The sequence below is a fragment of the Micromonospora sp. NPDC049047 genome, from assembly GCF_040649135.1.
In the GTDB taxonomy this organism is placed as follows: domain Bacteria; phylum Actinomycetota; class Actinomycetes; order Mycobacteriales; family Micromonosporaceae; genus Micromonospora.
Window position 1 is genome coordinate 64,798 of record NZ_JBEZEY010000004.1, and the last position, 21,790, is coordinate 86,587.

Genomic DNA, 21,790 nt, shown 5'->3' on the forward strand with positions numbered 1-21,790 from the left:
CGGCCTGCCCGGCGAACGCCCTGGCCTCGTCTGGCTCGATTCGGACCGTGATGGCTATCGTGCGACGGTGACCACTGGCGCTGAACGCCCCCTGCTCTTTCTCGACGTGGATGGACCACTCATCCCGATTGGCGAGCGGCCGCAGGATTCAGCAGGACGTGCCGCCAGGGCCGACGCGGCCGACCTGTGGGACGAGATGTCCAACCCTCTCCTGTCGAGACTCAATCCGATGCACGGCAGGCGACTCAGCGCGCTCGGCTGTGAGCTGGTCTGGGCCACCACCTGGATGGCTGACGCGAACGCGGACGTCGCACCGCGAATCGGCCTACCGGAACTGCCTGTCGTCGCCTGGTCGGAAGAGGATGAGGTGCAACCGACGCGGGGCGTGCATTGGAAGACCGAGACGCTTGTCGCCTGGGCGGCTGGACGGCCCTTCGTGTGGGTCGACGACGAGATCAGCGACTTTGACCGGACGTGGGTGGCCGCCAACCACCCCGGACCGGCACTGCTGCACCGGGTCGACCCACGGATGGGACTCTCCGATCCCGACTTTGCCGCCATCGAGCGGTGGCTTGCCATACCCGCCGCCTCCGGTCACGGGATCGTCGGGTCGGACGGAACACCACACGTCTGAAACGACGATCACCCCAGGCGGGCAGACAGCAACGACGGGTCGTGCCTCGCCCCCGGGGTGCGGCCCGCCTACGACCGGCAGAATGTCACGACGTCGAGCGCCAGACTGTCGTGCCGACGGCGGAGGATCTCATGAGTTACCACCTTGAGCGGGTCGACCTACCCGAACCTGCTGCTACGGCGCGCTCCCGCTTCGAAGCCTGCCTCGATCTGGCGGAGCCGTGCGCGCACACCCCACCGTGCGGCGGAAGCGAGTACGAGTCGCTGATGGCTCCCTTTCAATTCCATCTGAACATCGCCGGCATGGCCTTCTGCCGTGACGGTATGCGCCGCACGGGCATGACCTACCAGGCAACCTCGCAGCCCTTTCCGGCCTGGCCGTTCAAAGACATGGACGACTGGCAGTCCGCCGATCAGGGTCGGCGGGACGCCTACAACGAGGCAGAGCGCGCGGCCGCAGCCCAGACGGTCCCTGGCATGGTCGGTATCCCGGAGTTCAAGCTGATGAGTAACGGCCCGTGGCTGGTAGGTGCGCAGGAGATCGAGCAGGCGCTGTACCGCTACCAGGCTTCGTCGCCGCATCTGCGTGCGGAGCTGGAGGGCGACGACCTGTGGGTGACCTGGCTTGGCTGGCTCAACGAGACCATCAGTCACGGCGGCTTCACCGTAGGATGACCTGCCCGCCGCCGACGGCGTTGGCTGGGTCTCTCAGCCTGACGGGCACCTCGCGGCAGGAGGTGGCGACTGACGTGCGCCGTACTCGTTGGAAGGGTCCGGACGAGGCGTCCCGACCGAGATCATCACTTACCGGAAGGGATGTGGAGCGGGTGGAAGACGCTGAGAAGACGGCACTGTCGATGTTCCTGGAGGCGCAACGTGCAAGCGTTCTCGCTATTGTCGACGGCCTCGACCGCGCAGCTCTGACAACCGCCGTGCTGCCCTCGGGATGGACACCGCTGGGTCTCGTGGAGCACCTCGGCTACGCGGAGCGGCACTGGTTCCAGGAGGTCGCCACCGGCTCCGCCCAGCCGCTGGCCTGGCCCGACGACGACCACACGCCCCTGAACACCCCACGACCACCAGCAGTGGTCTTCGCCTTCTACCGCGCACAGTGCGAGCGGTCCAACGCCATCCTCGCCGCCACACCACTGTCTGCGCCTGCGCGTGGGCGTCACCCGGGTGCGCCCCTCGGCGACGAGGTCACCGACCTGCGGCGGATCGTTCTTCACATGATCGAGGAGACCGCACGCCATGCGGGTCACCTCGATGTCGTACGTGAGCTGATTGACGGAAAGACAGGGCTCGGGCCTCGATAGCTGTCACCCGCACGGACCCGGCGTGCACCCCACCGCACACCAGCCGCACCCGCACCACACGGGCACGACAATCCGCGGCTGCTCAGCTCGCGGGCGTTAACGGGCGGGCTCGATCTCGGGTCATTCCTCGGGCGCGATCAGCCGGTCGTCGGCGGCGTCGCGGACCGTGATCGCTTCCACCGGGCACGAGTCTGCGGCGTCGATGACGGCCTCGGCCGGAGTGACTACGTCGGCCACCGGCGCGGACAGGCCGTCGACCAGGCGGAAGTGCTCGGGCGCGGTACCGGCGCAGATGCTCGTGCCGATGCAACGGCGCGCGTCCACCTCGACCCGCCAGGCGGCACTCACCAGGCCACCGGCATGCCGAGCAGACCCCGCACCAACATGCCGCGCTTCCACTCCAGCTCGTCCTCGGGCACGGCGAGCCGCAGCCCGGGCAGGCGAGTGACGATGGTGGTGACGGCGACCTGCAACTCCATGCGGGCCAGTTGCGCGCCGACGCAGTGGTGTACGCCGTGCCCGAAGCCCAGATGCGGCTTCTGCTCGCGGTCGAAGTCCAGCCGGTCCGGGTCGGCGAAGACCGTGCCGTCCCGATTCGCCGACGACAGTGAGCCGAGCACCGGTTCACCTGCCCGGACCAGCACCCCGCCGACCTCGACGTCCTCCTTGGCGTACCTGGCGAAGGAAGAGCCGACGCCGAGCGGCACGTACCGCAGCAGCTCCTCGACCGCGGCCGGCACCAGCGACGGATCGGCCCGCAGCCGAGCGAGCTGGTCCGGATTGTGCAGCAGGACGTAGATGAAGTTGGGGATCTGGGTGACAGTGGTTTCGTGGCCGGCCGCGAGCAGCCCGCCGGCCAACTCCACCAGCTCGGTCTCGCTGAGCCGATCCTGGTTCTCGTCGCGGGCCCGCACCAACGCGCCGAGCAGGTCGTCGATCCCCGGATCGCGGCGGCGCTCGGCGACCAGAGCACCGATGTAGCCCCAGAGGTTGTTCAGGTACTCCTGGATCGTTTCCAGCGGCAGCGAGGTGGTCGAGACGATCGCCTCCGACCAGACGTGGAAGCGGTCACGGTCGGCGTACGGAACCCCGAGCAGTTCGCAGATCACCTGGATCGGCAGCGGTGTGGCGACGTGCTCCACCAGGTCGGCCGGAGGACCGAGCCGGACCATGTCGTCGACCAGCGCGTCGGCGATCTCCTGGGTTCGGGGTCGCAGCGCCTCGACGCGACGGGCCGTGAACGCCTTCGCCACCAGCCGGCGCAGCCGAGTGTGATCGGGCGGGTCCATTGTCAGCATGCCGCTGTACTGCTGGCGCGGGGTGAGCCGGGGCTCGTCGCGCTGGACGGCCGGGGCGCGACCGAACCGTACGTCGCCGAGGACCGTACGGACGTCCTCGTAGCGGGTGGCGAGCCACGCCTCCTCACCGTAGGGGAGCTGCACCCGGATCATCGGCTCGGTCTCGCGCAGCTCGCCGTAGGTCGGGTCGACGACGAGGCGGTCGGGCACACTGAACGGGTACGGCCGCGCGGGTGGAACGTTTCGACTCTCGGTGGTCTGGGCGCTCTCCGTCATCCGGATTCCCTTCGTCGAGACGGCGTGATCCTCGGGCCGGCACCACGTCGTAGCGGTGCCGGATCGCCAGTGATCAGGGATCACGAGCAGCACGCATCAACGCTCAGTAATGCATCGGTATCGGATCGTAGCGACAGACCTCGATGATCGCCATGGCGGCAGCGCGACGGGCATGCGCGGCGCTTCATCCCACTGTGAAGTGCCTGTCCCCGCCTGGGCTCTCCAGTTCGTCGAGGACGGCGACGGCGAGGTCCTCCGCCGACATCCGGGACGCCCCGTCGGGGCCGGTGATGAGCGTCGTGGTGCCCCGTCGGTACGTCCCGGTGCGGGTTCCGGGTTCGAGGATGGCCGGCGGGCTGAGGTAGACCCAGTCGGCCCGGTGCGCCCGGCAGGCGTCGAGTTGCGCGACGCTGGCGGCGGCGATGGTGCGCCAAGCCTCCGGCACGTACTCCGGGCTGTCGAGGACGAGTCGGTCGGGGTGGCCGGGGACCCACAGCGGGGCGGCACCGCCGACGACGACGATGCGCGTCTGGACCGCCTCGGCCGCGTCGAGCAGCACAGTTGTGGTCGCGGAGACGGCGTGTTCGTACCCGGGGGCGGGACGGGTCGCCGCCACGATCGCGTCGACGCCGTCGAAGAGCCGGCTGAGCCGCCCGGGGTCGTCCGTGTCGCCAGCGACGGCGGTCACGCCGTACGGCAGTGCCTCCGGCCTCCGCCTGCGGAAGACGGCGATCGTCTCGTGTCCCCTGCCCGCGGCCTCGTCGACGACGCGCGAGCCGACCATTCCCGCGGCTCCGACTACGGCGATCTTCATCGAACCGCCCCTTCCGGTACGAGCTGCGCCCGCGAACGGGTCGGCGCGGGAAGCTGCCCCGCGGCGATCGCGGCCAGCGCGAGCCCGAACCCGAGAAGCTCGATCGGACCGAGCGTCTGACCGAGCACCACGGCACCGAGCAGCGCGGCGACCAGCGGCGAGAGCAGACCGAGAACCGCGACGGAGGTCACGGGCAGCGCGACGACGCCGCGGAACCACAGGACGTACGCGCACAGACCGCCGACCAGGCCCAGCCAGAGGTAGCCGAGAGCGGCGGGCGGGTCGATCGCCGGTGGCGGTCCTTCGACGAGGAAGGTGAGGGGCGCCAGGAAGAGACCGCCCGCGCTGAGCTGCCAGCCGGCGAAGGCCGTCGGGCTCACCCCGGCGGGCCGCTTCCAGCGCTTGGTGAGGGTCACCCCGAGCGCCATCGTGGCCGCGCCGACGAGGCCGGCGACGATCCCCACAGTGTCGAGCGCGGCGTCCGGCCCGATCACCACCAGGCCGACGCCCAACACCCCGGCGACACCCCACACGACCCGCCAGACGGAGAGCCCTTCCCGCAGGAGCGTCGCGGCCAGGACGGCGACCACGAGCGGCTGCACCGCACCGAGGGTCGCCGCGACGCCTCCCGGCAGCCGCTCCGCCGCGACGAAGAGCAGCGGGAAGAAGAGCCCGATGTTCAGTACGCCGAGCGCTGCCGCCTTCGGCCACCACGCCCCCCTCGGCAGCGTACGGGTGATCGCCAGCGCTACCAGACCGGCGGGCAACGCGCGCAGGAAGCCCGCGAACAGTGGGTGGCCCGGCGGAAGGAGCTCGGTGGTGACGACGTAGGTGGTGCCCCACGCCAGCGGGGCGAGCGCGGTCAGGGCGGTGCGCGGCAGATCGCTGGTGAACGTGCCGCCGGGAAGTTTCTCCGCTCCGGAACTTGTCATGTCGGAAGTCTCATCGCGCAGCCATCAATGAGTCCAACGCATGTTTGTCATCCGATCGATCTACAGAGAAGATGAATCGATGGAGCTCCACCAGCTGCGCTACGTGCTCGCCGTCGCCGAGACGAGCAGTTTCACCCGGGCCGCCGAACGGTGCCTGGTCGTCCAGTCCGCGTTGAGTCACCAGATCGCCCGCCTGGAGCGGGAACTCGGCGCGAGGCTCTTCGAGCGGACCAGCCGCCGGGTGCGGCTGACCCCGGCGGGTGCGGCGTTCCTCCCCGCCGCCCGTCAGTGCCTGGACGCCGCCGAACGCGCGGCCGCCGAGGTCGCGGCGGCGGTGGGAGAGGTACGGGGACGACTGACTGTCGGCCTGATCCCCACTGTCGCGGCCGTCGACATTCCGGCCACGCTTCGCGTGTTCCGGGAGCGGTACCCGTTCGTGCGCGTCGGCCTGCGCGTCGGTGGGAGCGACGCACTCGTGGAGCAGGTCAAACAGGGCGTCATCGACGTGGCGTTCCTGGGGCTGCCGGAAACGGTCCAGCCGAAGGGCGTCGACGCACACAGCTTCGCCCGGGACCGGCTCGTCGCCGTGGTCGCCCCGGATCATCCGCTCTCGCGTGAACCGGCAGTCGACCTCGACCGGCTCGCCGCCGAGGTTTTCGTCGACTTCCCGGTCGGCACCGCCGGGCGGGCCCAGACCGATCAGGCGTTCTCCGCCGCCGGCCTCGCCCGCGACGTCGCGTTCGAGGTGACCGCCGCCGACCTGATGGCCGACCTCGTCGCGGCGGGTCTCGGCGTCGCCATGCTGGCCTCCGCCTACGTGCCACGGCTCAACGGCGTGACCGTCATCGAGGTCACCGATGCGCCGGCCCGGGTCGAGCACCTCGTCTGGAGCCGCCTGGGCCGGACCCCAGCGGTGAACGCATTCCTCGATGTTCTACGGATTGCGTGACGATCACCACTACCGGAGTCGGTCTTACAGCGGCGACAGCGGCACGGCCACCTCAGCCGCGCGCCGACCCCGGTACTCTTGATCGAGTACGGCCTGTACCCATATGTCCGCAAGCCGAGGGGGGACCATGTCCGATCAGATCGACCTCGCTCGCCTGCGGGAACTGCTCGACGGGCCGTGGGCCAAGGTGCGCACCGCGCACCGCGACAACCTCGACGAGCGTTTCCTCCCGGTGTACGGCGAGACAGGTGACCAGGCGCGTGAGCGGATCACCCGACTGCTCGGCGAACTCCCCGCCGAGCTGGGTATGGCGTCGGCCTTCCCCACCGAGTACGGCGGCAGCGGCGACGTCGGCGGCTCGATCATCGCCAGTGAGATGTTGGCGCAGGTCGACCTGTCGTTGATGGTCAAGGCGGGCGTGCAGTGGGGCCTGTTCGGCGGCGCGGTCGCGGCCCTCGGCACCCGACGGCACCACGACGCCTATCTCCGGGACATCGTCTCGGGCACGATCTTCGGCTGCTTCGCCATGACCGAGACCGGGCACGGCTCCGACGTCCAGCAACTGCGCACCACCTGCACGTACGACCCGCAGACGCAGACCTTCGATCTGCACACCCCGCACGAGGCGGCCCGCAAGGACTACATCGGCAACGCCGCCCGGGACGGGAAGATGGCGGTGGTCTTCGCGCAGCTGATCACGAACGGTGAGCGGCACGGCGTACACGCGTGGTTGGTGCCGATCCGCGACGCGCAGGGCAACCCGCTGCCCGGCGTGAGCATCGGCGACGCCGGGCCCAAGGCCGGCCTGCTCGGCGTGGACAACGGGCGGCTCACCTTCGACCACGTCCAGGTGCCGAGGGACATGCTGCTGGACCGCTACGGTCAGGTCGCCGAGGACGGGACGTACTCCAGCCCCATCGAGAACGACTCCCGGCGCTTCTTCACCATGCTCGGCACCCTGGTGCGCGGACGGGTGAGCGTGGGCGGCGCCGCGTCGGCGGCCACCAAGTCGGCGCTGACCATCGCGGTGCGCTACGGCGACATCCGCCGCCAGTTCGGCACACCCGACGCGGAGCGGGAGGTGCTGCTCAACGACTACCTGGCCCACCAGCGCAAGCTGCTGCCCGCCCTGGCCACCACGTACGCGCTGCACTTCGCCCAGACCGAGTTGGTCGCCGCGCTCAGTGAGGTGCAGGGCGGCGACGAGCCGGTCGACGAGCACCGGCAACGGGAGCTGGAGTCCCGGGCCGCCGGTCTCAAGGCCGCGCAGACCTGGCACGCGACCCGCACCATCCAGATGTGCCGCGAGGCGTGCGGCGGCGCGGGCTACCTGGCCGAGAACCGGTTGCCCAGCCTCAAGGCCGACACCGACGTCTTCACCACCTTCGAGGGCGACAACACGGTGCTGTTGCAGCTGGTGGCGAAGGGACTGCTCACCGGCTACCGGGACGAGTTCGGCTCGCTGGACGGCTGGGGGCGCGCCTCCTTCGTCGCCGAGCAGGTCCGCGAGATGGTGCTCGAACGGACCGCCGCGCGGTCCCTCATCGAGCGGTTGATCGGCGCCGTGCCCGGTCGCGACGAGGAGGTCGCCGTCACCGACCGCGGCTGGCACCTGAAGGTGTTCGAGGACCGCGAGCGGCACCTCCTCGACGGTGCGGTCCGCCGCCTGCGCAACGGCGCGGCGACGAAGAAGGACCGGCCCTTCGACATCTTCAACGACGTCCAGGACCACGTCCTGAGCGTGGCCGCCGCGCACATCGACCGGATCACCCTGGAGGCGTTCGTCGCCGGCATCGAAGACACCGCCGACCCGGCGGTCCGGGCGCTGCTCTCCCGGGTCTGTGACCTGTACGCGCTCAGCGTCATCGAGGCCAACAAGGGATGGTTCCTGGAGCACGGCCGCTTCACACCGGCCCGCGCCAAGGCCATCACCGGCGTCGTCAACTCCCTCCTCAAGGAGCTACGGCCGCACATGCGGACCCTCGTCGACGGTTTCGCCATCCCGGACTCGTGGCTGCACGCCGCGATCCTGCGCGAGGAGCCGCTTCGGCAGGAGACCATGACCACCAACGACGACGCCACTGTCCGCAGTTGACCGACGACCTGAGCGCGGTGGGTGGGGTCTGCGTTCCTAGGACTCCCGCGCACGGTTGCGGCGGTGGTGCACGATCAGCGCGCCCGCGCAGATCAGCGCCACCAGGCCGAACGCGGAGCTGATCCACGGGTTGTCCACCGCGGTCGACAGCACCACGTTGGCCGCCGCGCTGACGAAGAGCGCGAGCCACAGCAGCGGGCGCAGCAGGCCGCCGGGCTTCTTCGGTGCGGCGGCGGGGGCCTCGGCGATGCGGTACGGATCGGTCATGACTGCCTCCTTCGGCGAACGTTTCTTCGACGCCGTCAACGCTAGGTCGGCGACCCGACGGCGACGATCCCGCCAGCTCGACGGCAGTGGTACAGCAGGCTGTACCTTCCGCGCCGGGCGTTGCCGGGCAGGGCTTGCGGTGGCCTATGTTGACGGAGGAGGTGGGTCGATGGCGTACGTGCGGGGCCGGGTTCGCGCTTCGGTCGACGCCCTGGAGCACCTCGTCGGAGGGCTGGGCACCGCCACGCTGGCGCTGGGCGCGCTGCTCTGGGCGGCGATCGTGGCGGTGACCTGCCTGGCCGGGGTGGGGTTGCTGGCGGCGCCCGGTGCGCTGCGGGCGGTGCGGTCGGTGGCCGACCGCGAGCGCGCCCGGCTGTCCCGCTGGGGCGACCCGATCCCCACGCCGGGCCCGGTGCCGGACGGGTTGCGGGCGGCGACGCGGGATCCGTTCGTGCGCCGGGAGCTCGGCTGGCTCGGGCTGTACTCGCTCGTCGGCCTGGTGACCGGGCTGGTCGGCCTCGCGCTGCCGCTCTATGCCGTGCAGGACGCCACCTTCCCGCTGTGGTACCGGCTGGTCCCCCCCGACGCCGCGCCGGGGATCGTCTGGTGGCGCATCGACGGCCTGTCCGACGCGCTCTGGGTCGGGGTGCTCGGGGTGGGCTGGCTGGCCGCCGCGATCTGGCTCACCCCGGTCCTGCCCCGGCTCCAGGCCTGGCCGGGTCGACGGCTGCTCCCTCCCCCGCCGGGTGTCGACCTGTCGCTGCGGGTGGCCGAGCTGACCGCCACCCGCGCCGCCGCGCTGGACGCCCACGCTGTCGAACTGCGCCGGATCGAGCGGTCGCTGCACGACGGCACCCAGAACCGGTTGGTAGCGGTAAACGTGTTGCTGGGCGCCGCACGCCGGGCGGTGCGCCGCAACCCGGACCGCGCCGACGAGATCCTCGGGCAGGCGCAGGATGCTGCCGAACAGGCACTCGGCGAGCTGCGGACGGTGGTGCGCGGGATCCTGCCACCGGTGTTGGACGACCGGGGTCTCGCCGGCGCGCTGTCGGGCCTGGCCGGCAGTTGCGCGGTGCCCTGCCGACTGGAGGTGGACGTGGCGGTGCGCTGCGCGGCCTCGGTCGAGGCCACCGCGTACTTCGTGGTGGCCGAGGCGCTGACGAACGTCGTCCGGCACAGCGGTGCGAGCCGGGTGGATGTGGCGGTACGCCTCGAACGCGGTCGGCTGCTGGTGAGCGTCGAGGACGACGGGCACGGCGACGCGGACGAGACCCGCGGCTCCGGACTCACCGGCATCCGTCGGCGGGTCGAGGCGTACGACGGCCGGATGACGCTGACCAGCCCACCGGGAGGGCCGACGAGAATGGACGTGGAGCTGCCATGCGGATCGTGATCGCCGAGGACGACCCGCTGCTGCGCGAGGGTTTGGCGCTGCTGCTGCGGGCGGAGGACCTGGACGTGGTCGCCACGGCAGGCACTCCGGGCGAGTTCCTGGTCGCCGTCGACGAGCACGCGCCGGACGTCGCGATCGTGGACGTACGGATGCCGCCGACCCACACCGACGAGGGCATCGTGGCGGCGGTGGAGGCCCGGCGGCGCCGACCCGGCCTGGCGGTGCTGGTCCTGTCGGCGTACGTGGAGCAGGCGTTCGCCACCGACCTGTTCTCGGTCGGCGCCGTCGGGCTGGGTTACCTGTTGAAGGAGCGGGTGGGCCGGGTCGAGGAGTTCCTCACCGCGCTGCACCGCGTCGCGGACGGCGGCAGCGTGATCGACCCGGAGGTGGTGGCGCAACTGCTCGCCCGCAACCGCCGGACGGACACGGCGCTGAGCGAGCTGTCGCCGCGTGAGCGTGAGGTGCTGGGGCTGATGGCCGAAGGGCTCGGCAACAGCGCTATCGCCGAGCGGCTGTTCGTCACCGACGGCGCGGTGCACAAGCACATCCGCAGCATCTTCGCGAAGCTTCAGCTCCCACCGGACGACAGCGCCGACCGCCGGGTCACCGCCGTGCTGCGCTACCTCAACGGCGACCGGCGGTAGCGCCTGCTGTACCCGGACCCGGCAGCCCGCGGGATGGTCGCCGTTCTCCCACGTCAATAGCGTTTCTGGTGCGCGCATTTCCTGCCGATGACACGGAGAGAGGCCACCAGAATGCCGGACTATCCGGGACAGACGACCGAACCGGCGGTACGCGTCGAACGCCTCACCCGCGTGTACGACACCGGCCCCGATCGGGTGACCGCGCTCGCGGGCATCGATGTCGGCTTCGACCGGGGCACCTTCACCGCGGTGATGGGGCCCTCGGGTTCCGGCAAGAGCACGCTGCTGCAGACCGCGGCCGGGCTCGACCGGCCCACATCCGGTCGGGTGGTGATCGGAGGCACCGACCTGTCCGGGCTGTCCGAGACCCGCCTGACCGAGCTGCGCCGCACCCGGATCGGGTTCGTCTTTCAGGCGTTCAACCTGATCGGCGCGCTCACCGTCGAGGAGAACATCGTGCTCCCCCTGCGCCTGGCCGGCGTCCGTCCGGACCGGGCCTGGCTGACCCGGGTGGTCGAGCGGGTCGGCCTCACCGACCGCCTGCGCCACCGGCCGGCCGCGCTTTCCGGCGGCCAGCAGCAGCGGGTGGCGATCGCCCGGGCGCTGGCCACCCGCCCCGAGGTGATCTTCTCGGACGAGCCCACCGGCGCCCTCGACTCCCGCAGCGCTACGGAGGTGCTGACGCTGCTGCGCGCGGTGGTGGACGAACACGGGCTGACAGTGGTGATGGTGACCCACGACCCGATCGCCGCGTCGTACGCGGACCGGGTGCTCGTATTGGCCGACGGCGCGATCGTCGCCGACCTTCCGCAGCTCGGCGCCGCCCGTATCGCCGAGCACCTGGCGTCGCTGGATCGGCGGGTCCTCCGATGACCGCGCTCGCCGCCCGCCTGCTGCGGCACCGTTCCGGCCCCGCCACCGCGACCCTGCTGGCACTGGTCGTCGGCGTGCTGATCCTGGTGGCGATGGGCACCCTCGTCGAATCCGGGCTGCGTTTCCGCGCGGAGCCACGGCTCTGGGCGGCGGCCGACGTGGTCGTGGCCGACCGCACGCTCAGCCACACGTTCCGGGAGTTCGACGGCGACACCACCACGAGCACCGTCGCGCTGCCCGAGGGCGGCACTGTGGACGCGGCGCTGGTGGACCGGATCCGCCAGGTGCCAGGCGTCACGGCCGTCACCGGCGACGACGGGCTGGTGATCGGTTCACCCGCCGCCGTGGGACACGGCTGGGACACGTACACCTTCACCGGTCGTCCCATCGCCGCGGGCGCCGCGCCGCGCGCCGACGACCAGGTGCTGGTCGACACCCGGCTCGGCGTGGCACCCGGCGACCGCATCGACCTGGTCGTCGGCGGCGTCGGGCGGTCGTACCGGGTGAGCGGAACCGCCGATACCGGCTCGGCGGCGGTGTTCTTCACCGACGCGCAGGCCGCCCGGTTGTCCGCCCACCCGGGCCGCGTGGATGCGATCGGCGTGCGGATGACGCCCGGTGCCGACCTCGACGCGGTACGCGAGATCGCGTCGGCGGCCGGCGCCACCGCGTACGTCGGGAAGGACCGTGGGACCGTCGAGCAGTCGGAGAACCAGGCCGCCCGGACGTTGCTGGTCGAGGCCGGATCGGCTTTCGGGGGGTACGTCGTGCTGCTGATCGTCTTCGTGGTGGCCGGCACGATCGGGCTGTCCGTCCGGCACCGTCGACGTGACCTGGCGTTGCTGCGCGCTGTCGCGGCCACGCCGGGGCAGGTACGCCGCATGCTGATCGCCGAGGCCGCGCTGCTCGCCCTGGTCGGCTCCGCGATCGGCGGCCCGGCCGGCCTGCTGGCGGCACGCTGGGTGCACGGCGAACTGATCGAGCGGGGATTCGTTCCGGCCGGCTTCCCGCTGGCCGGCGGCCTGTTCGCGGTGCCGGCAGCTGTCGGTACGGCGGTCCTGGTGGCGGTGCTCGCCGCGTTGGTGGCCTCGCGCCGGGTCACCGGGATCAAGCCGATCGAGGCGCTCGGCGAGATCGCCGTCGAACCTCGGCGCAGCGGCCGGGTGCGGCTGATCGCTGGTGTGCTGACGCTGGCGGCGGCCGGCACCTCCGGGGCGTTCACGCTCGGCGCCGCCGGGTCGACCGGGGCGCTGGCCGGTGCCGTCGGCATGCTGTACCTGTTCGTCATCGCGGTGGCGCTGCTCGCACCGAGGATCAACGCGTACGCGGCACGCCTGCTCACACCGTTGCTGCCGCGGGTGTGGCGGGTCAGCGGCTACCTGGCCGCGGCCAACCTGCGGGCCAACGCGCAGGGCATGGCGACGGTCCTGACCGCCCTCGTGCTGTCAGTGGGCTTCGGCGGCTCGGTCTGGTTCCTGCAGACCAACCTGGAACGGCAGACCACCACGCAGAGCAGCGCCGGAACCCTCGCCGACCGGGTGCTCGTCGCTCCGGGTGGGCTTCCGGCCGACGCGGCACGGGAGATCCGCGATCTGGCCGGGGTGCGGGCGGCCACCGGTGTGCGCCGTACGCAGGTGGTGGTGCGCGCGCTCGGCGGCATCGAGCCGGTCGGTGCGCAGTCGGTCGACCCGGCGGGCAGCACGTCGACGATGGACCTCGACGTGCGCGAGGGCACCCTGGCCGACCTGCGCGCGGGAACTGTCGCCGTGTCCGCGACGCAGGCGTCCTCGTCCGGCTGGGACGTCGGCGACAAGGCGGAACTCTGGCTGGGCGACGGCACGCCTGTCACGTTGGACGTCGTCGCCGTCTACGGCCGTGGCCTCGGCTTCGGCGACGTCACACTGGCTGCCGAGACGGTCGCCGGGCACACGGCCGGGAACACCGTCGACGAGGTCCTGGTCCGCGCCGGCCCGGAGGCCGACGCCGCGTTGGCCGCGTGGTCGGCCGGACGACCGGGCGCCGAGGTTCTCGACGCCGCCACCCGTACGCGTCTGATCAGCACCGATCTGGCCCTCGGGGCCTGGCTGAACCGGCTGCTGATCGGCGTGATGGTGGGGTACGCGGCGCTGGCGGCGGCCACCACGATGGTGATGGCCGCACTGGCCCGCCGCCGCGAGTTGGCGTTGCTTCAACTGGTCGGGGTGACCCGCCGTCAGATCCGCGCGATGGTCCAGGCCGAACAGGCGGGGCTGCTCGGCACCGCGGTGCTGATCGGCACGACGATCGCGGCGCTGACCCTGAGCGCGATCGTCAACGGACTGACCGGCAGCCCGATCCCGTACGTCCCGCCGCTCGGGTGGGTGGCGGTGCTCGGCGGCACGACACTGCTGGCGTTGGCAACCACCGTGTGGCCCGTCCGTCGGCTGCTCAGCGCCCCTCCGATCGACGACATCGGTGTGAAGGAGTAGGTGTTCAGAAGGGTCGTACGGTCCCCCGTCGGCGCTCGGTCGGGTCGAGCCGGGCACCGACGGGTGGTCGTAGCGCCACACGGTGCCCGACTGTCCGTTGCGGTCGCGCTGACCTCCATCTGCCCGTCAAAGTGCGGCGACCACCGGTTCGCACAGCAGGACTGCGGCGGTTTCAGCGACGTCCAGGAACACAGGTCGGATCATCGAGTGCACGTCATGCGGGTGCGGCGTCGGTCATCGGTCCCGTGCTGGTGTCTCAGGGTCGCCCTCTACAGCCTGATCGGATCCGGGCCTATGCCTGGCCGACGGCTTGGGCGATGGCGAGAGTGTGCTGGTATTCGCGCCAGTGGGCCAGTTTGCCGTCCCGCGTTCGCAGCACCCCGATGAACGGCGCCGCGGCGGTCACCCCGGTCTCGGTGTGAGTGCCGACGAGTTCGTACTCGACCACGATCACCTCGGGGTCGGTGGTCTCGTGCACTACCACGTTGCGGCAGTCGTCGAATCGGACCGGGAACATTGCTCGACTCCCCCGCGTGTACTCCAGCACCCGCTGCTTCCCCTCGGTACGGGTAGGGCGACCCGGCGCGGCGAACGGTGTCTCGATGACCACGTCGTCGGCGAGCAGGTCGGCCTCGTAGGTGGGCTGGTTCGCGAGCCACTGCGTGCGCATGCTCTCGAAGATCGCTCTTGGTGTCACAGTCGTCTCCCCCGATAATGAGTCAGCACTCGACTTGGGTCGACAATAGTGAGTGGAGACTCATTTTGGTAGAGGGTCCGCCGTTGCGCGCTGACGCGCAGCGCAACCGAGCACGCATCCTGGACGCCGCCGAGGCCGTCTTCGCCGAGTTCGGCTCCCGAGGCTCCACCGAGGAGGTGGCCCGCAGAGCCGGCGTCGCCATCGGCACGGTCTTCCGCCACTTCCCCACGAAGGACGACCTGCTCGCTGCGATCATGAAGCGACTGCTGGGACAACTCGTCGAGGAGGCCGGGCAGCGCGACCTGTTCGCCTTCTTCGCCCACATGGTGGCGCAGGCCGCGGCGAAGAAGACAGTCGTCGACCTGCTTGCCGGATCCGGGGTGACCATCCGGCTGCCCGAGGCGGTCGGCCATCTGGAGGAGGCGGTGGGTCGGCTACTGGAACAGGCCCGAGCCACCGGAGCCGTCGCCGCCCCGGTAGGGCTACCCGAAGTGATGGCGCTCCTTGCCAGCGTCTGCCAAGGGGCCTTGCACGGGGGATGGGATGAGCAGCTGCAGGCCCGTACGCTCGCGGTGATCTTCGCCGGCCTGCAACGCGACTGACCGCCGGCCTCCCTGTGCGGCGCGTTGGCGGTGGACGGCCCCGGGCACAGGTCAGCGTGGCGGCGAGGCCTGCTCCAGGGGGCGTCCGTGAGCGCGGATCGTGTCCGAGACGGCGATGCCGAGCAGGACGACGACAGCAGCCAGAGCGACAACGAGTGGCGGGTGGCCGACCATCACCGGTGCCATGGCCGCGAGGACGAGGATCCCGATCGGCCGTGGACGGGACACCCGGGCGAAAGCCGCGTACTCGAACAGCGAGCGCCCGGCGAGGAAGAGCGCGGGCCCACCGAGGATGGCCCCGACCCAGGCGGGTCTGGCGTCTCCGGTGGGATCTATCAGAGTGAGTTCGGAGCCGGCGGAGGCAGCGAGGATGCCGGCCACCATGAGCAGGTGTGCGAACTCGGCGAGCCGGCCGACGCGGCCGGGGTCGGCGGACACCGCGATCGCCTCGCCCAGGATCTGGCCGGCTCGATAGAAGTAGATCCGCCACAGCAACACAGTGATGAGGAACGACACGGTGAGGGCCATTGTCCGTTCCGGCACGATCGGGCCGCGCAGAAGGCTCGATCCGGACGTCAGGATCGTCTCACCGAGCGCGACGATGACGAGCTGCCAGTAGCGTTCGGCCAGGTGCTCGCCCGCGCCGGACCACGGGGACACCCGTGAGCGACCAATTCCCGGGACCGGCCAGCCGAGCCTGGCTCCCAGGTAGTCGATGGCCAGAGCCAGCGTCCACAGTGAGTTGCGCGTCACCTCCGGTGCGAAAGCTCCGGCGAGCCACGGCACGGCCGACGCGCCGAACCAGACGAGCGCCAGCATGTTGACCCGGCGGAGGTTGTGACCTCGCACGATGAGCGCGAAGAAGAGGGTGCGGCCCACCTGGATCGCGACGTAGGTGCTCGCGAAGAGCAGGCCGGTATCGGCCAGAGCGCCCGAAATCGCGACCGCCAGGAGCAGGCTCCCGTACATCGTCGCGAGGACCACGAACTGGATTGCCGGCTGAAACGGATCGAATTTGCTCGTCACCCATGCCGTCTGGGTCCAGATCCACCAGACCGCCAGGAACAACAGCAGAGTCTCACCGTTCTCCGCAAGGGACGTGGTCAGCCTCTCCGCAACGTGATCCCTGGTGTAGTCCAGCACCAACTCGTGCACGATCCGGGTGAGCGCGAAGACGAACACGAGGTCGAAGAAGAGTTCCAGAAAGGTCGGCCGCTGGGGACTCTCACGTTTACGCAGCAGACTGGTCACGCTATTGGTCATCACCAGCCCGTCCGCTTCGTCGGCTTGTTGCTGGAGCAGTCGTACCACGTACCCACGCCGCTCGCGGATCAGATGCTCCCCCAATTACTCGGAGGTTCCCACGTGGGAAAACGCTTTCGTCTTTGACCTCGGCGTCCGACCGGCAAAGCTGCTCGTCCCGCCCGCGCTCGCCGCCCGCGCCAGCGATAGATCAGTATGCTCGACTCGGCAGAAATCGCCCCCTTGCGAGTCGCTCGTCGGACGTATGCGATCGGCTCGCCGCCGCCTGAAGGAGTCGCTGTGTCCTACGGCTACATCGGATCGATGAAAGCCAAGCCCGGCCACCGGGATGACGTCGTGGACATCCTGCTGAGCGGCACCGATGCCTTACGCGAGGTCGGATGCGATCTGTATGTGGTGAGCGTCTCGGACACCGACGACGTGACGATCTGGGTGAGTGAGGTGTGGCAGAGCAAGGAAAGGCACGACGCCTCGTTGCAGCTCCCCGAGACCAAGGCGGCGATCGCCAAGGCCATGCCGATGCTGACGGGTGAGTTCACCAGCCAGGAAGTGACGGTCTTGGGAGGTCTGGGCGTGTAAGCGAGCTGCCAGCCCGACGGCTGCGAATCTGGGGAGCCGCCTGCTGCCGCAGTGGCGGGCTCGACCATACCCATCGCGCCAGGTGGCGCCCCGACGGCACGTCATCCGGGTCTGGCTCCACTGGCGTGTCGGGCTGCGCGCCGAGGCCATTGTGCTCGCCGGGGGCACCCGCGCTCGTGACCACCCGGCCGAGGCCAGGACCGTCGTGGCCGGCAACGTGGTCGCTGAACCATTGCGCAACGAGCCGCCCCCTGCGGCAGATCGCTCGGCTCGGATTGATCCACAAGTGGCCTTCGGGCGTTGACGGGAAGTCCGGAAAGCGCAATCCTTTGGAAGCGCTCCCATCGACGAGCCTCCTATCCGGAAGGAATGCTCGTGCGTCCCACCACCGCTCTACTCCCGGTCGTGCTCGCCACGGCCCTCGGCGGTCTGGCCCTGCCGGAGCCCGCCCTGGCCGTGGCCGGCCCGGCGCTGACCGTCGACACCACGGCCGCCCGGCACCAGATCAGCCCGTACATCTACGGCATGAACTTCGCCGACGAGGCCCTCGCCCGTGATCTGCGGCTGCCGGTGCACCGCTACGGCGGCAACGCCACCACCCGCTACAACTTCCGTGCCGACACCACCAACCGCGCGGCCGACTGGTATTTCGAGAACATCCCCAACGACAACCCGGCTCCGGCCGATCTCCCGAACGGCTCGGAGACCGACCGGTTCGTGCAGCGGAACAAGGCCACCGGCGCCGCCACGGTCATGACGGTGCCGATGCTCGGCTGGATCGCCAAGGACCGGTCGCGGGCGTGTGGCTTCAGCGTCGCCAAGTACGGCCCGCAGGAGTCCACCGACCAGTGGGCACCGGACTGCGGCAACGGCAAGAAGCCCGACGGGTCACCGGTCACCGGCAACGATCCGAAGGACACCAGCATCGCCGTCGGTCCGGAGTACGTCACGGACTTCGTCAACCACCTCAAGGGGCAGTTCGGCGCCGCCGCCGACGGCGGGGTCCAGTTCTACAACCTGGACAACGAGCCGGACCTGTGGCACTCCACGCACCGCGACGTCCGCCCGGCCGGGCTGGGCTACGACGAGCTACGCGACCGCACCTACGAGTACGCCGCCGCGATCAAGGCCGCCGACCCCGGTGCGAAGACGCTCGGGCCGGTCGGCTGGGGCCTAAACTCGATCTTCTATTCGGGCCTCGACCAGGACACCTGCTCACGCACCGGCTGTTGGTCCAACCCACCGGACAAGGCCGCGCACGGCGGCCAGGATCTCGGCCCGTGGTACCTGGACCGGATGCGCGAGTACGAGCAGCAGCACGGCACCCGCATCCTCGACTACTTCGACGTCCACCTCTACCCGCAGCAGTCCGGCGTGTTGGGCGACGCGGCTGGCGACGCCAACACCCAGGCGCTGCGACTGCGCTCGACCCGCCAGCTCTGGGATCCGACCTACGTGGACGAGAGCTGGATCAACCAGCCGGTCCGGTACATTCCGCGGCTGCGCGAGCTGGTGGACAAGCACTACCCGGGCACGAAGATCGCGATGACCGAGTACAACTGGGGCGGCTACGGGTCGCTCAACGGCGCGCTCGCCCAGGCGGACGTGCTCGGCATCTTCGGCCGCGAGGGGCTCGACCTGGCCACCCTCTGGACCGCGCCCACCGCCGACCAGCCGGTGGCCAACGCCTTCCGCGTCTACCGCAACTACGACGGCAAGGGCGGGGCGTTCGGCGAGACCTCCGTCCAGGCGACAAGCGCCGACCAGGGCAAACTGGCCGTGTACGCCGCCGAGCGAAGGGCCGACAAGGCGCTCACAGTGGTCGTCGTCAACAAGACCGGCGACGACCTGACCAGCCCGATCGCCCTCACCGGCGCCTCCGCCAGCACCGCCCAGGTCTACCGCTACAGCGGGGCCGACCTTGCGGGCGTCGTCCGGGAGGCCGACCAGCCGGTGACCGCCAGCGGCCTCACGGCCACCTTCCCGGCCAACTCGATCACCCACCTGGTGCTGCCGCGCGGCACCACGCCCGGCGACACCCAGGCGCCGACCGCCCCGGGCAAGCCGACCGCCGGCACGATCACCGGCGACAGCGTCACGCTGGCCTGGACGCCGTCCACCGACGACACCGCCGTCACCGGCTACGACGTGCACCGGGTCGACACCACCGGAACGGTGAAGGTGGGCAGCGCCACCGGCACCACGTACACAGTGACCGGGCTGACCCCGGACACCCCGTACACCTTCGTGGTAACCGCCCGCGACGCGGCGGGCAACGTCTCGGCGGCCTCGCCCGGCCTGACCGTGCGGACCGCGCCCACCGCCCCGACCGCCGGCTGCACTGTCGGCTACACGGCGACCAGTTGGCCGGGCGGCTTCACCGCCAGCGTGACGATCAAGAACACCGGTGCCACCGCGATCGACGGGTGGAAACTCGCCTTCGACTTCCCCACCAGCGGCCAGAAGGTCGGCCAGGGCTGGTCGGCCACCTGGAAACAGACCGGAACGAGCGTCACCGCGGACAGCATGGGTTGGAACGGCAACCTCGCCCCCGGCGCGTCCACGAGCATCGGCTTCAACGGCACGTGGAGCGGCAATAATCCGGCACCAGCCGCCTTCACCCTCAACGGTCAACGCTGCGGGTGACCTGAGAGACCCCTCCTCCGCGCCAGACGGGCGGAGCAGACCGGAGAGGGCCCGGGGTTGCGCTTCCGCACCCCGGCCCTCTCCGAGGGCACAGAAGAATTTGCCTCGACCGCACCAGCACCCGCCCGCTCGGCAACTACACGCTCATCCGTCCTCCTGCCCGCCGGGAGTGGTCAGGTCCTGCTCGGCCAGGAACCGTCACCAGGCGTACCTCGGCCGGCGGGGGCGTTTCAGCGCCACCGGGACAATCCTCAGGGGTGCCTGCGCGGAAAGGGCGCTGTGCAGCTCCATCTGCTTTGGCTCTGCGAGGCTGTCGGCACTCTCTTGCAGGGTGTCGTATGCGCCATCTAGCGTCGCGCGCGTTGACAGACGACGGGGAGGGCGGGTCATGGCGGACTGGGATGGGGTGCGGCTGTGGGGTGGTCGCGGCGAGGATGAGGTGCTGGCGCGATTGGCGGCGGGAGCCGACCCCTGCATGCCGCTCGGGCACGACTCGGCACTGCACGTCGCGGCGGAGCACTCGTCACCCGCGGTTGTGGCGGCGATGGCCGCCGCAGCATCCGATATCGATGTCCTGTACGACGGCCGGTCCCCACTGTGGCTTGCGGTTCACTCGCGGCGGCACGACAACGCCAAGGTTCTGGCTGCCGCTGGTGCGGACCCGTGGCGACCGATGATGGCCGGTTGGTCACCCGGTCGGCTGAACCTCGCGGGGCCCGAACCCGACCTGTTCGGCACCGCCCCTGCCGGTGTCGAGCTGAGCCCGGCCGAGCGGGAAGCCGTCGCGTTGGCCGGTGAGCTTGGCGAACGTTTGCAGGTCAACTACTACGACGGGACCGGGCTCCTCTGCGTCGCGGGAGTCGACGTGACCGAGGCGATCCGCCGGCTCGACGGCACCCCGATGACCGAGGACGAGTTGCTCGCCCACTACGGCGTCGATGTCGAAGAGGAGCCCGAGCCGGACGACGAGCACGACTGGGAATGGCTTTCGGAGACGAACGATCTGCTGCTCGTCGGTATCACCGACGTGCCTGGCGGCTGTGTGATCACCCAACCGTGGGGATACCAGCCGCAGACACCCCTGGTCGGTCGGCTGCTGTCCGTCGGCACCGTCGCCTACGGCCTTTACGCGAACCCGAAGAGCGGTAACCAGGGCAGCATCCACCGCGATGGGGAGATGATCGGCTGGGACCTGCACCCTGGCGGTGCCGCGTGGAGCGGAGACACCAGCCAGATGGTCCTGCTCAGCTACCTCTACCCTCTGCAGGCCCTCCAATACGCGTGCGCGTTCGTAGGCCTGCGCCCGGCCGACGCCCGATGCATCACCGGCCCCGCCGACCAGTGGGTTCTCCTGCCCGAACGGGATTACTGGGCGAGCAAGACGGTGTGACGACGTCTGGAACGACGAGGCACCACGGTCCACAGCGGTTTGTCGATCTACGTCCTGAGGGTCGTCGCGTGAACGCCTGCACCCCTGGCATCCTGCCGGGCGTCCCTACCAGACAGACGCACGGATAACGAGGTACCGCTCAGCAGAGTTCTCGCAAATCAGTCGGCCCCCGTGCCGGTCCGCCTGGCGTAGCCGCACACGTCGTGCACCCAGTAGTCCAGATACCTGGCCACCGCCTCACGATCGGCAAGGTCCAGCGACAGCCACTCCCGTGCCGCCCGGACCATCTCGGCTGCGGCCTGCTCATGCTCGTCAGGGTTGAGCTCCACCCGGTCGGTCAGATCGCCCCAGATGAGCCACACGAAGCCGGCTGACTCCACCTCCAACGACGCATGCGCAGAAACCCCGTGGATGTCCAGCGCCACCTCGTAAGGATCCTCGGCGTCGAGGAGGCTCCTGGTCAACGCGGTGACCTCCCGCATGTATGCCACCTCGGTGTCATCCTGGGCTGGACCCGTCATGCCCCCAGAGTCGCATCCGGCTGCGAATCTCACCCGGAATTACGAGACGTCTCCAGCCTCACCGGCACCGTGCAGCGGCCGCCTATGCGGCCGGCGGGGCCAGCATCAGCCAGGCACTCGCCGTGGCCGATCAC

General features: G+C 70.3%; 21 protein-coding genes. 13 read left to right on the forward strand and 8 right to left on the reverse strand.

Annotation, left to right across the window (positions count from 1 at the left end):
- Positions 1-91 precede the first annotated feature (91 nt).
- The 3 genes from AB0B86_RS08425 (at position 92) to AB0B86_RS08435 (ending at position 1,949) form a co-directional block, all read left to right on the forward strand.
- Positions 92-634, forward strand: a complete 543-nt coding sequence (locus AB0B86_RS08425) for an HAD domain-containing protein (protein ID WP_357409431.1) — start codon at positions 92-94, stop codon at positions 632-634.
- 131 nt (positions 635-765) lie between these two features.
- A complete protein-coding gene (locus tag AB0B86_RS08430; protein WP_357409330.1) occupies positions 766-1,308 on the forward strand; it encodes a hypothetical protein in 543 nt (180 codons plus the stop codon).
- A 152-nt stretch (positions 1,309-1,460) separates the two neighbouring features.
- The gene (locus tag AB0B86_RS08435) at positions 1,461-1,949 is read left to right on the forward strand and encodes a DinB family protein (RefSeq protein WP_357409328.1); all 489 of its coding nucleotides are present in this window, start codon (positions 1,461-1,463) and stop codon (positions 1,947-1,949) included.
- Positions 1,950-2,069: 120 nt separating this feature from the next.
- Here the strand turns inward: AB0B86_RS08435 and AB0B86_RS08440 are convergent, their stop codons facing one another.
- The 4 genes from AB0B86_RS08440 to AB0B86_RS08455 all read right to left on the reverse strand — a co-directional run bounded on the left by AB0B86_RS08440 (position 2,070) and on the right by AB0B86_RS08455 (position 5,269).
- Positions 2,070-2,297 carry a ferredoxin gene (locus tag AB0B86_RS08440; RefSeq protein ID WP_357409326.1) on the reverse strand — a complete coding sequence of 76 codons (228 nt, stop codon included), beginning with the start codon at positions 2,295-2,297 and terminating at the stop codon, positions 2,070-2,072.
- The gene (locus AB0B86_RS08445; RefSeq protein WP_357409323.1) at positions 2,294-3,523 is read right to left on the reverse strand and encodes a cytochrome P450; all 1,230 of its coding nucleotides are present in this window, start codon (positions 3,521-3,523) and stop codon (positions 2,294-2,296) included. Before AB0B86_RS08445 ends, AB0B86_RS08440 begins: the two co-directional genes overlap by 4 nt.
- 184 nt (positions 3,524-3,707) lie before the next feature.
- The gene (locus tag AB0B86_RS08450; RefSeq protein WP_357409322.1) at positions 3,708-4,337 is read right to left on the reverse strand and encodes an NAD(P)H-binding protein; all 630 of its coding nucleotides are present in this window, start codon (positions 4,335-4,337) and stop codon (positions 3,708-3,710) included.
- A complete protein-coding gene (locus AB0B86_RS08455; RefSeq protein ID WP_357409320.1) occupies positions 4,334-5,269 on the reverse strand; it encodes an EamA family transporter in 936 nt (311 codons plus the stop codon). The genes AB0B86_RS08450 and AB0B86_RS08455 overlap by 4 nt, the downstream gene beginning before the upstream one ends.
- 79 nt (positions 5,270-5,348) lie before the next feature.
- Here AB0B86_RS08455 and AB0B86_RS08460 point away from each other — a divergent pair, with 79 nt between their 5' ends.
- Both AB0B86_RS08460 and AB0B86_RS08465 read left to right on the forward strand, forming a co-directional pair.
- Positions 5,349-6,218 carry a LysR family transcriptional regulator gene (locus AB0B86_RS08460; protein WP_357409318.1) on the forward strand — a complete coding sequence of 290 codons (870 nt, stop codon included), beginning with the start codon at positions 5,349-5,351 and terminating at the stop codon, positions 6,216-6,218.
- A gap of 127 nt (positions 6,219-6,345) precedes the next feature.
- Positions 6,346-8,313 (forward strand): acyl-CoA dehydrogenase, encoded by a 1,968-nt coding sequence (locus AB0B86_RS08465; protein ID WP_357416937.1) that lies wholly within the window; start codon positions 6,346-6,348, stop codon positions 8,311-8,313.
- 36 nt (positions 8,314-8,349) lie between these two features.
- On the opposite strand, the gene AB0B86_RS08470 is transcribed toward AB0B86_RS08465, so the two are convergent.
- Complete coding sequence (locus tag AB0B86_RS08470; RefSeq protein WP_357416940.1) at positions 8,350-8,580, reverse strand: hypothetical protein; 231 nt, start codon at positions 8,578-8,580, stop codon at positions 8,350-8,352.
- 169 nt (positions 8,581-8,749) lie between these two features.
- Between AB0B86_RS08470 and AB0B86_RS08475 the strand changes: the two genes are divergently transcribed.
- From AB0B86_RS08475 to AB0B86_RS08490, 4 genes are all read left to right on the forward strand, one after another.
- Entirely contained in the window at positions 8,750-9,973 is a 1,224-nt protein-coding gene (locus AB0B86_RS08475) for a sensor domain-containing protein (RefSeq protein ID WP_357409312.1), read from the forward strand.
- Positions 9,961-10,617, forward strand: coding sequence for a response regulator transcription factor (locus tag AB0B86_RS08480; RefSeq protein WP_357409310.1), 657 nt, complete (start codon positions 9,961-9,963; stop codon positions 10,615-10,617). The genes AB0B86_RS08475 and AB0B86_RS08480 overlap by 13 nt, the downstream gene beginning before the upstream one ends.
- A gap of 111 nt (positions 10,618-10,728) precedes the next feature.
- Positions 10,729-11,490 carry an ABC transporter ATP-binding protein gene (locus tag AB0B86_RS08485; RefSeq protein ID WP_357417227.1) on the forward strand — a complete coding sequence of 254 codons (762 nt, stop codon included), beginning with the start codon at positions 10,729-10,731 and terminating at the stop codon, positions 11,488-11,490.
- Entirely contained in the window at positions 11,487-13,958 is a 2,472-nt protein-coding gene (locus AB0B86_RS08490; RefSeq protein WP_357416944.1) for an FtsX-like permease family protein, read from the forward strand. The genes AB0B86_RS08485 and AB0B86_RS08490 overlap by 4 nt, the downstream gene beginning before the upstream one ends.
- Before the next feature lie 292 nt (positions 13,959-14,250).
- Here AB0B86_RS08490 and AB0B86_RS08495 read toward each other — a convergent pair whose 3' ends face one another.
- Positions 14,251-14,655, reverse strand: coding sequence for a nuclear transport factor 2 family protein (locus tag AB0B86_RS08495; RefSeq protein WP_357416946.1), 405 nt, complete (start codon positions 14,653-14,655; stop codon positions 14,251-14,253).
- 83 nt (positions 14,656-14,738) lie between these two features.
- On the opposite strand from AB0B86_RS08495, the gene AB0B86_RS08500 reads away from it, so the two are divergent.
- Positions 14,739-15,257 carry a helix-turn-helix domain-containing protein gene (locus AB0B86_RS08500; RefSeq protein ID WP_357409303.1) on the forward strand — a complete coding sequence of 173 codons (519 nt, stop codon included), beginning with the start codon at positions 14,739-14,741 and terminating at the stop codon, positions 15,255-15,257.
- A 51-nt stretch (positions 15,258-15,308) separates the two neighbouring features.
- Here AB0B86_RS08500 and AB0B86_RS08505 read toward each other — a convergent pair whose 3' ends face one another.
- Complete coding sequence (locus tag AB0B86_RS08505) at positions 15,309-16,604, reverse strand: low temperature requirement protein A (RefSeq protein ID WP_357416949.1); 1,296 nt, start codon at positions 16,602-16,604, stop codon at positions 15,309-15,311.
- 195 nt (positions 16,605-16,799) lie between these two features.
- Here AB0B86_RS08505 and AB0B86_RS08510 point away from each other — a divergent pair, with 195 nt between their 5' ends.
- From AB0B86_RS08510 to AB0B86_RS08520, 3 genes are all read left to right on the forward strand, one after another.
- Positions 16,800-17,099, forward strand: a complete 300-nt coding sequence (locus AB0B86_RS08510) for a putative quinol monooxygenase (protein ID WP_357409299.1) — start codon at positions 16,800-16,802, stop codon at positions 17,097-17,099.
- Between the two features lie 369 nt (positions 17,100-17,468).
- Positions 17,469-19,745 (forward strand): glycoside hydrolase family 44 protein, encoded by a 2,277-nt coding sequence (locus AB0B86_RS08515; RefSeq protein WP_357416952.1) that lies wholly within the window; start codon positions 17,469-17,471, stop codon positions 19,743-19,745.
- Between the two features lie 388 nt (positions 19,746-20,133).
- Positions 20,134-21,135 (forward strand): ankyrin repeat domain-containing protein, encoded by a 1,002-nt coding sequence (locus AB0B86_RS08520; RefSeq protein ID WP_357409295.1) that lies wholly within the window; start codon positions 20,134-20,136, stop codon positions 21,133-21,135.
- Between the two features lie 158 nt (positions 21,136-21,293).
- Here AB0B86_RS08520 and AB0B86_RS08525 read toward each other — a convergent pair whose 3' ends face one another.
- Positions 21,294-21,656 (reverse strand): hypothetical protein, encoded by a 363-nt coding sequence (locus AB0B86_RS08525; protein WP_357409293.1) that lies wholly within the window; start codon positions 21,654-21,656, stop codon positions 21,294-21,296.
- Between the last annotated feature and the right edge of the window lie 134 nt (positions 21,657-21,790).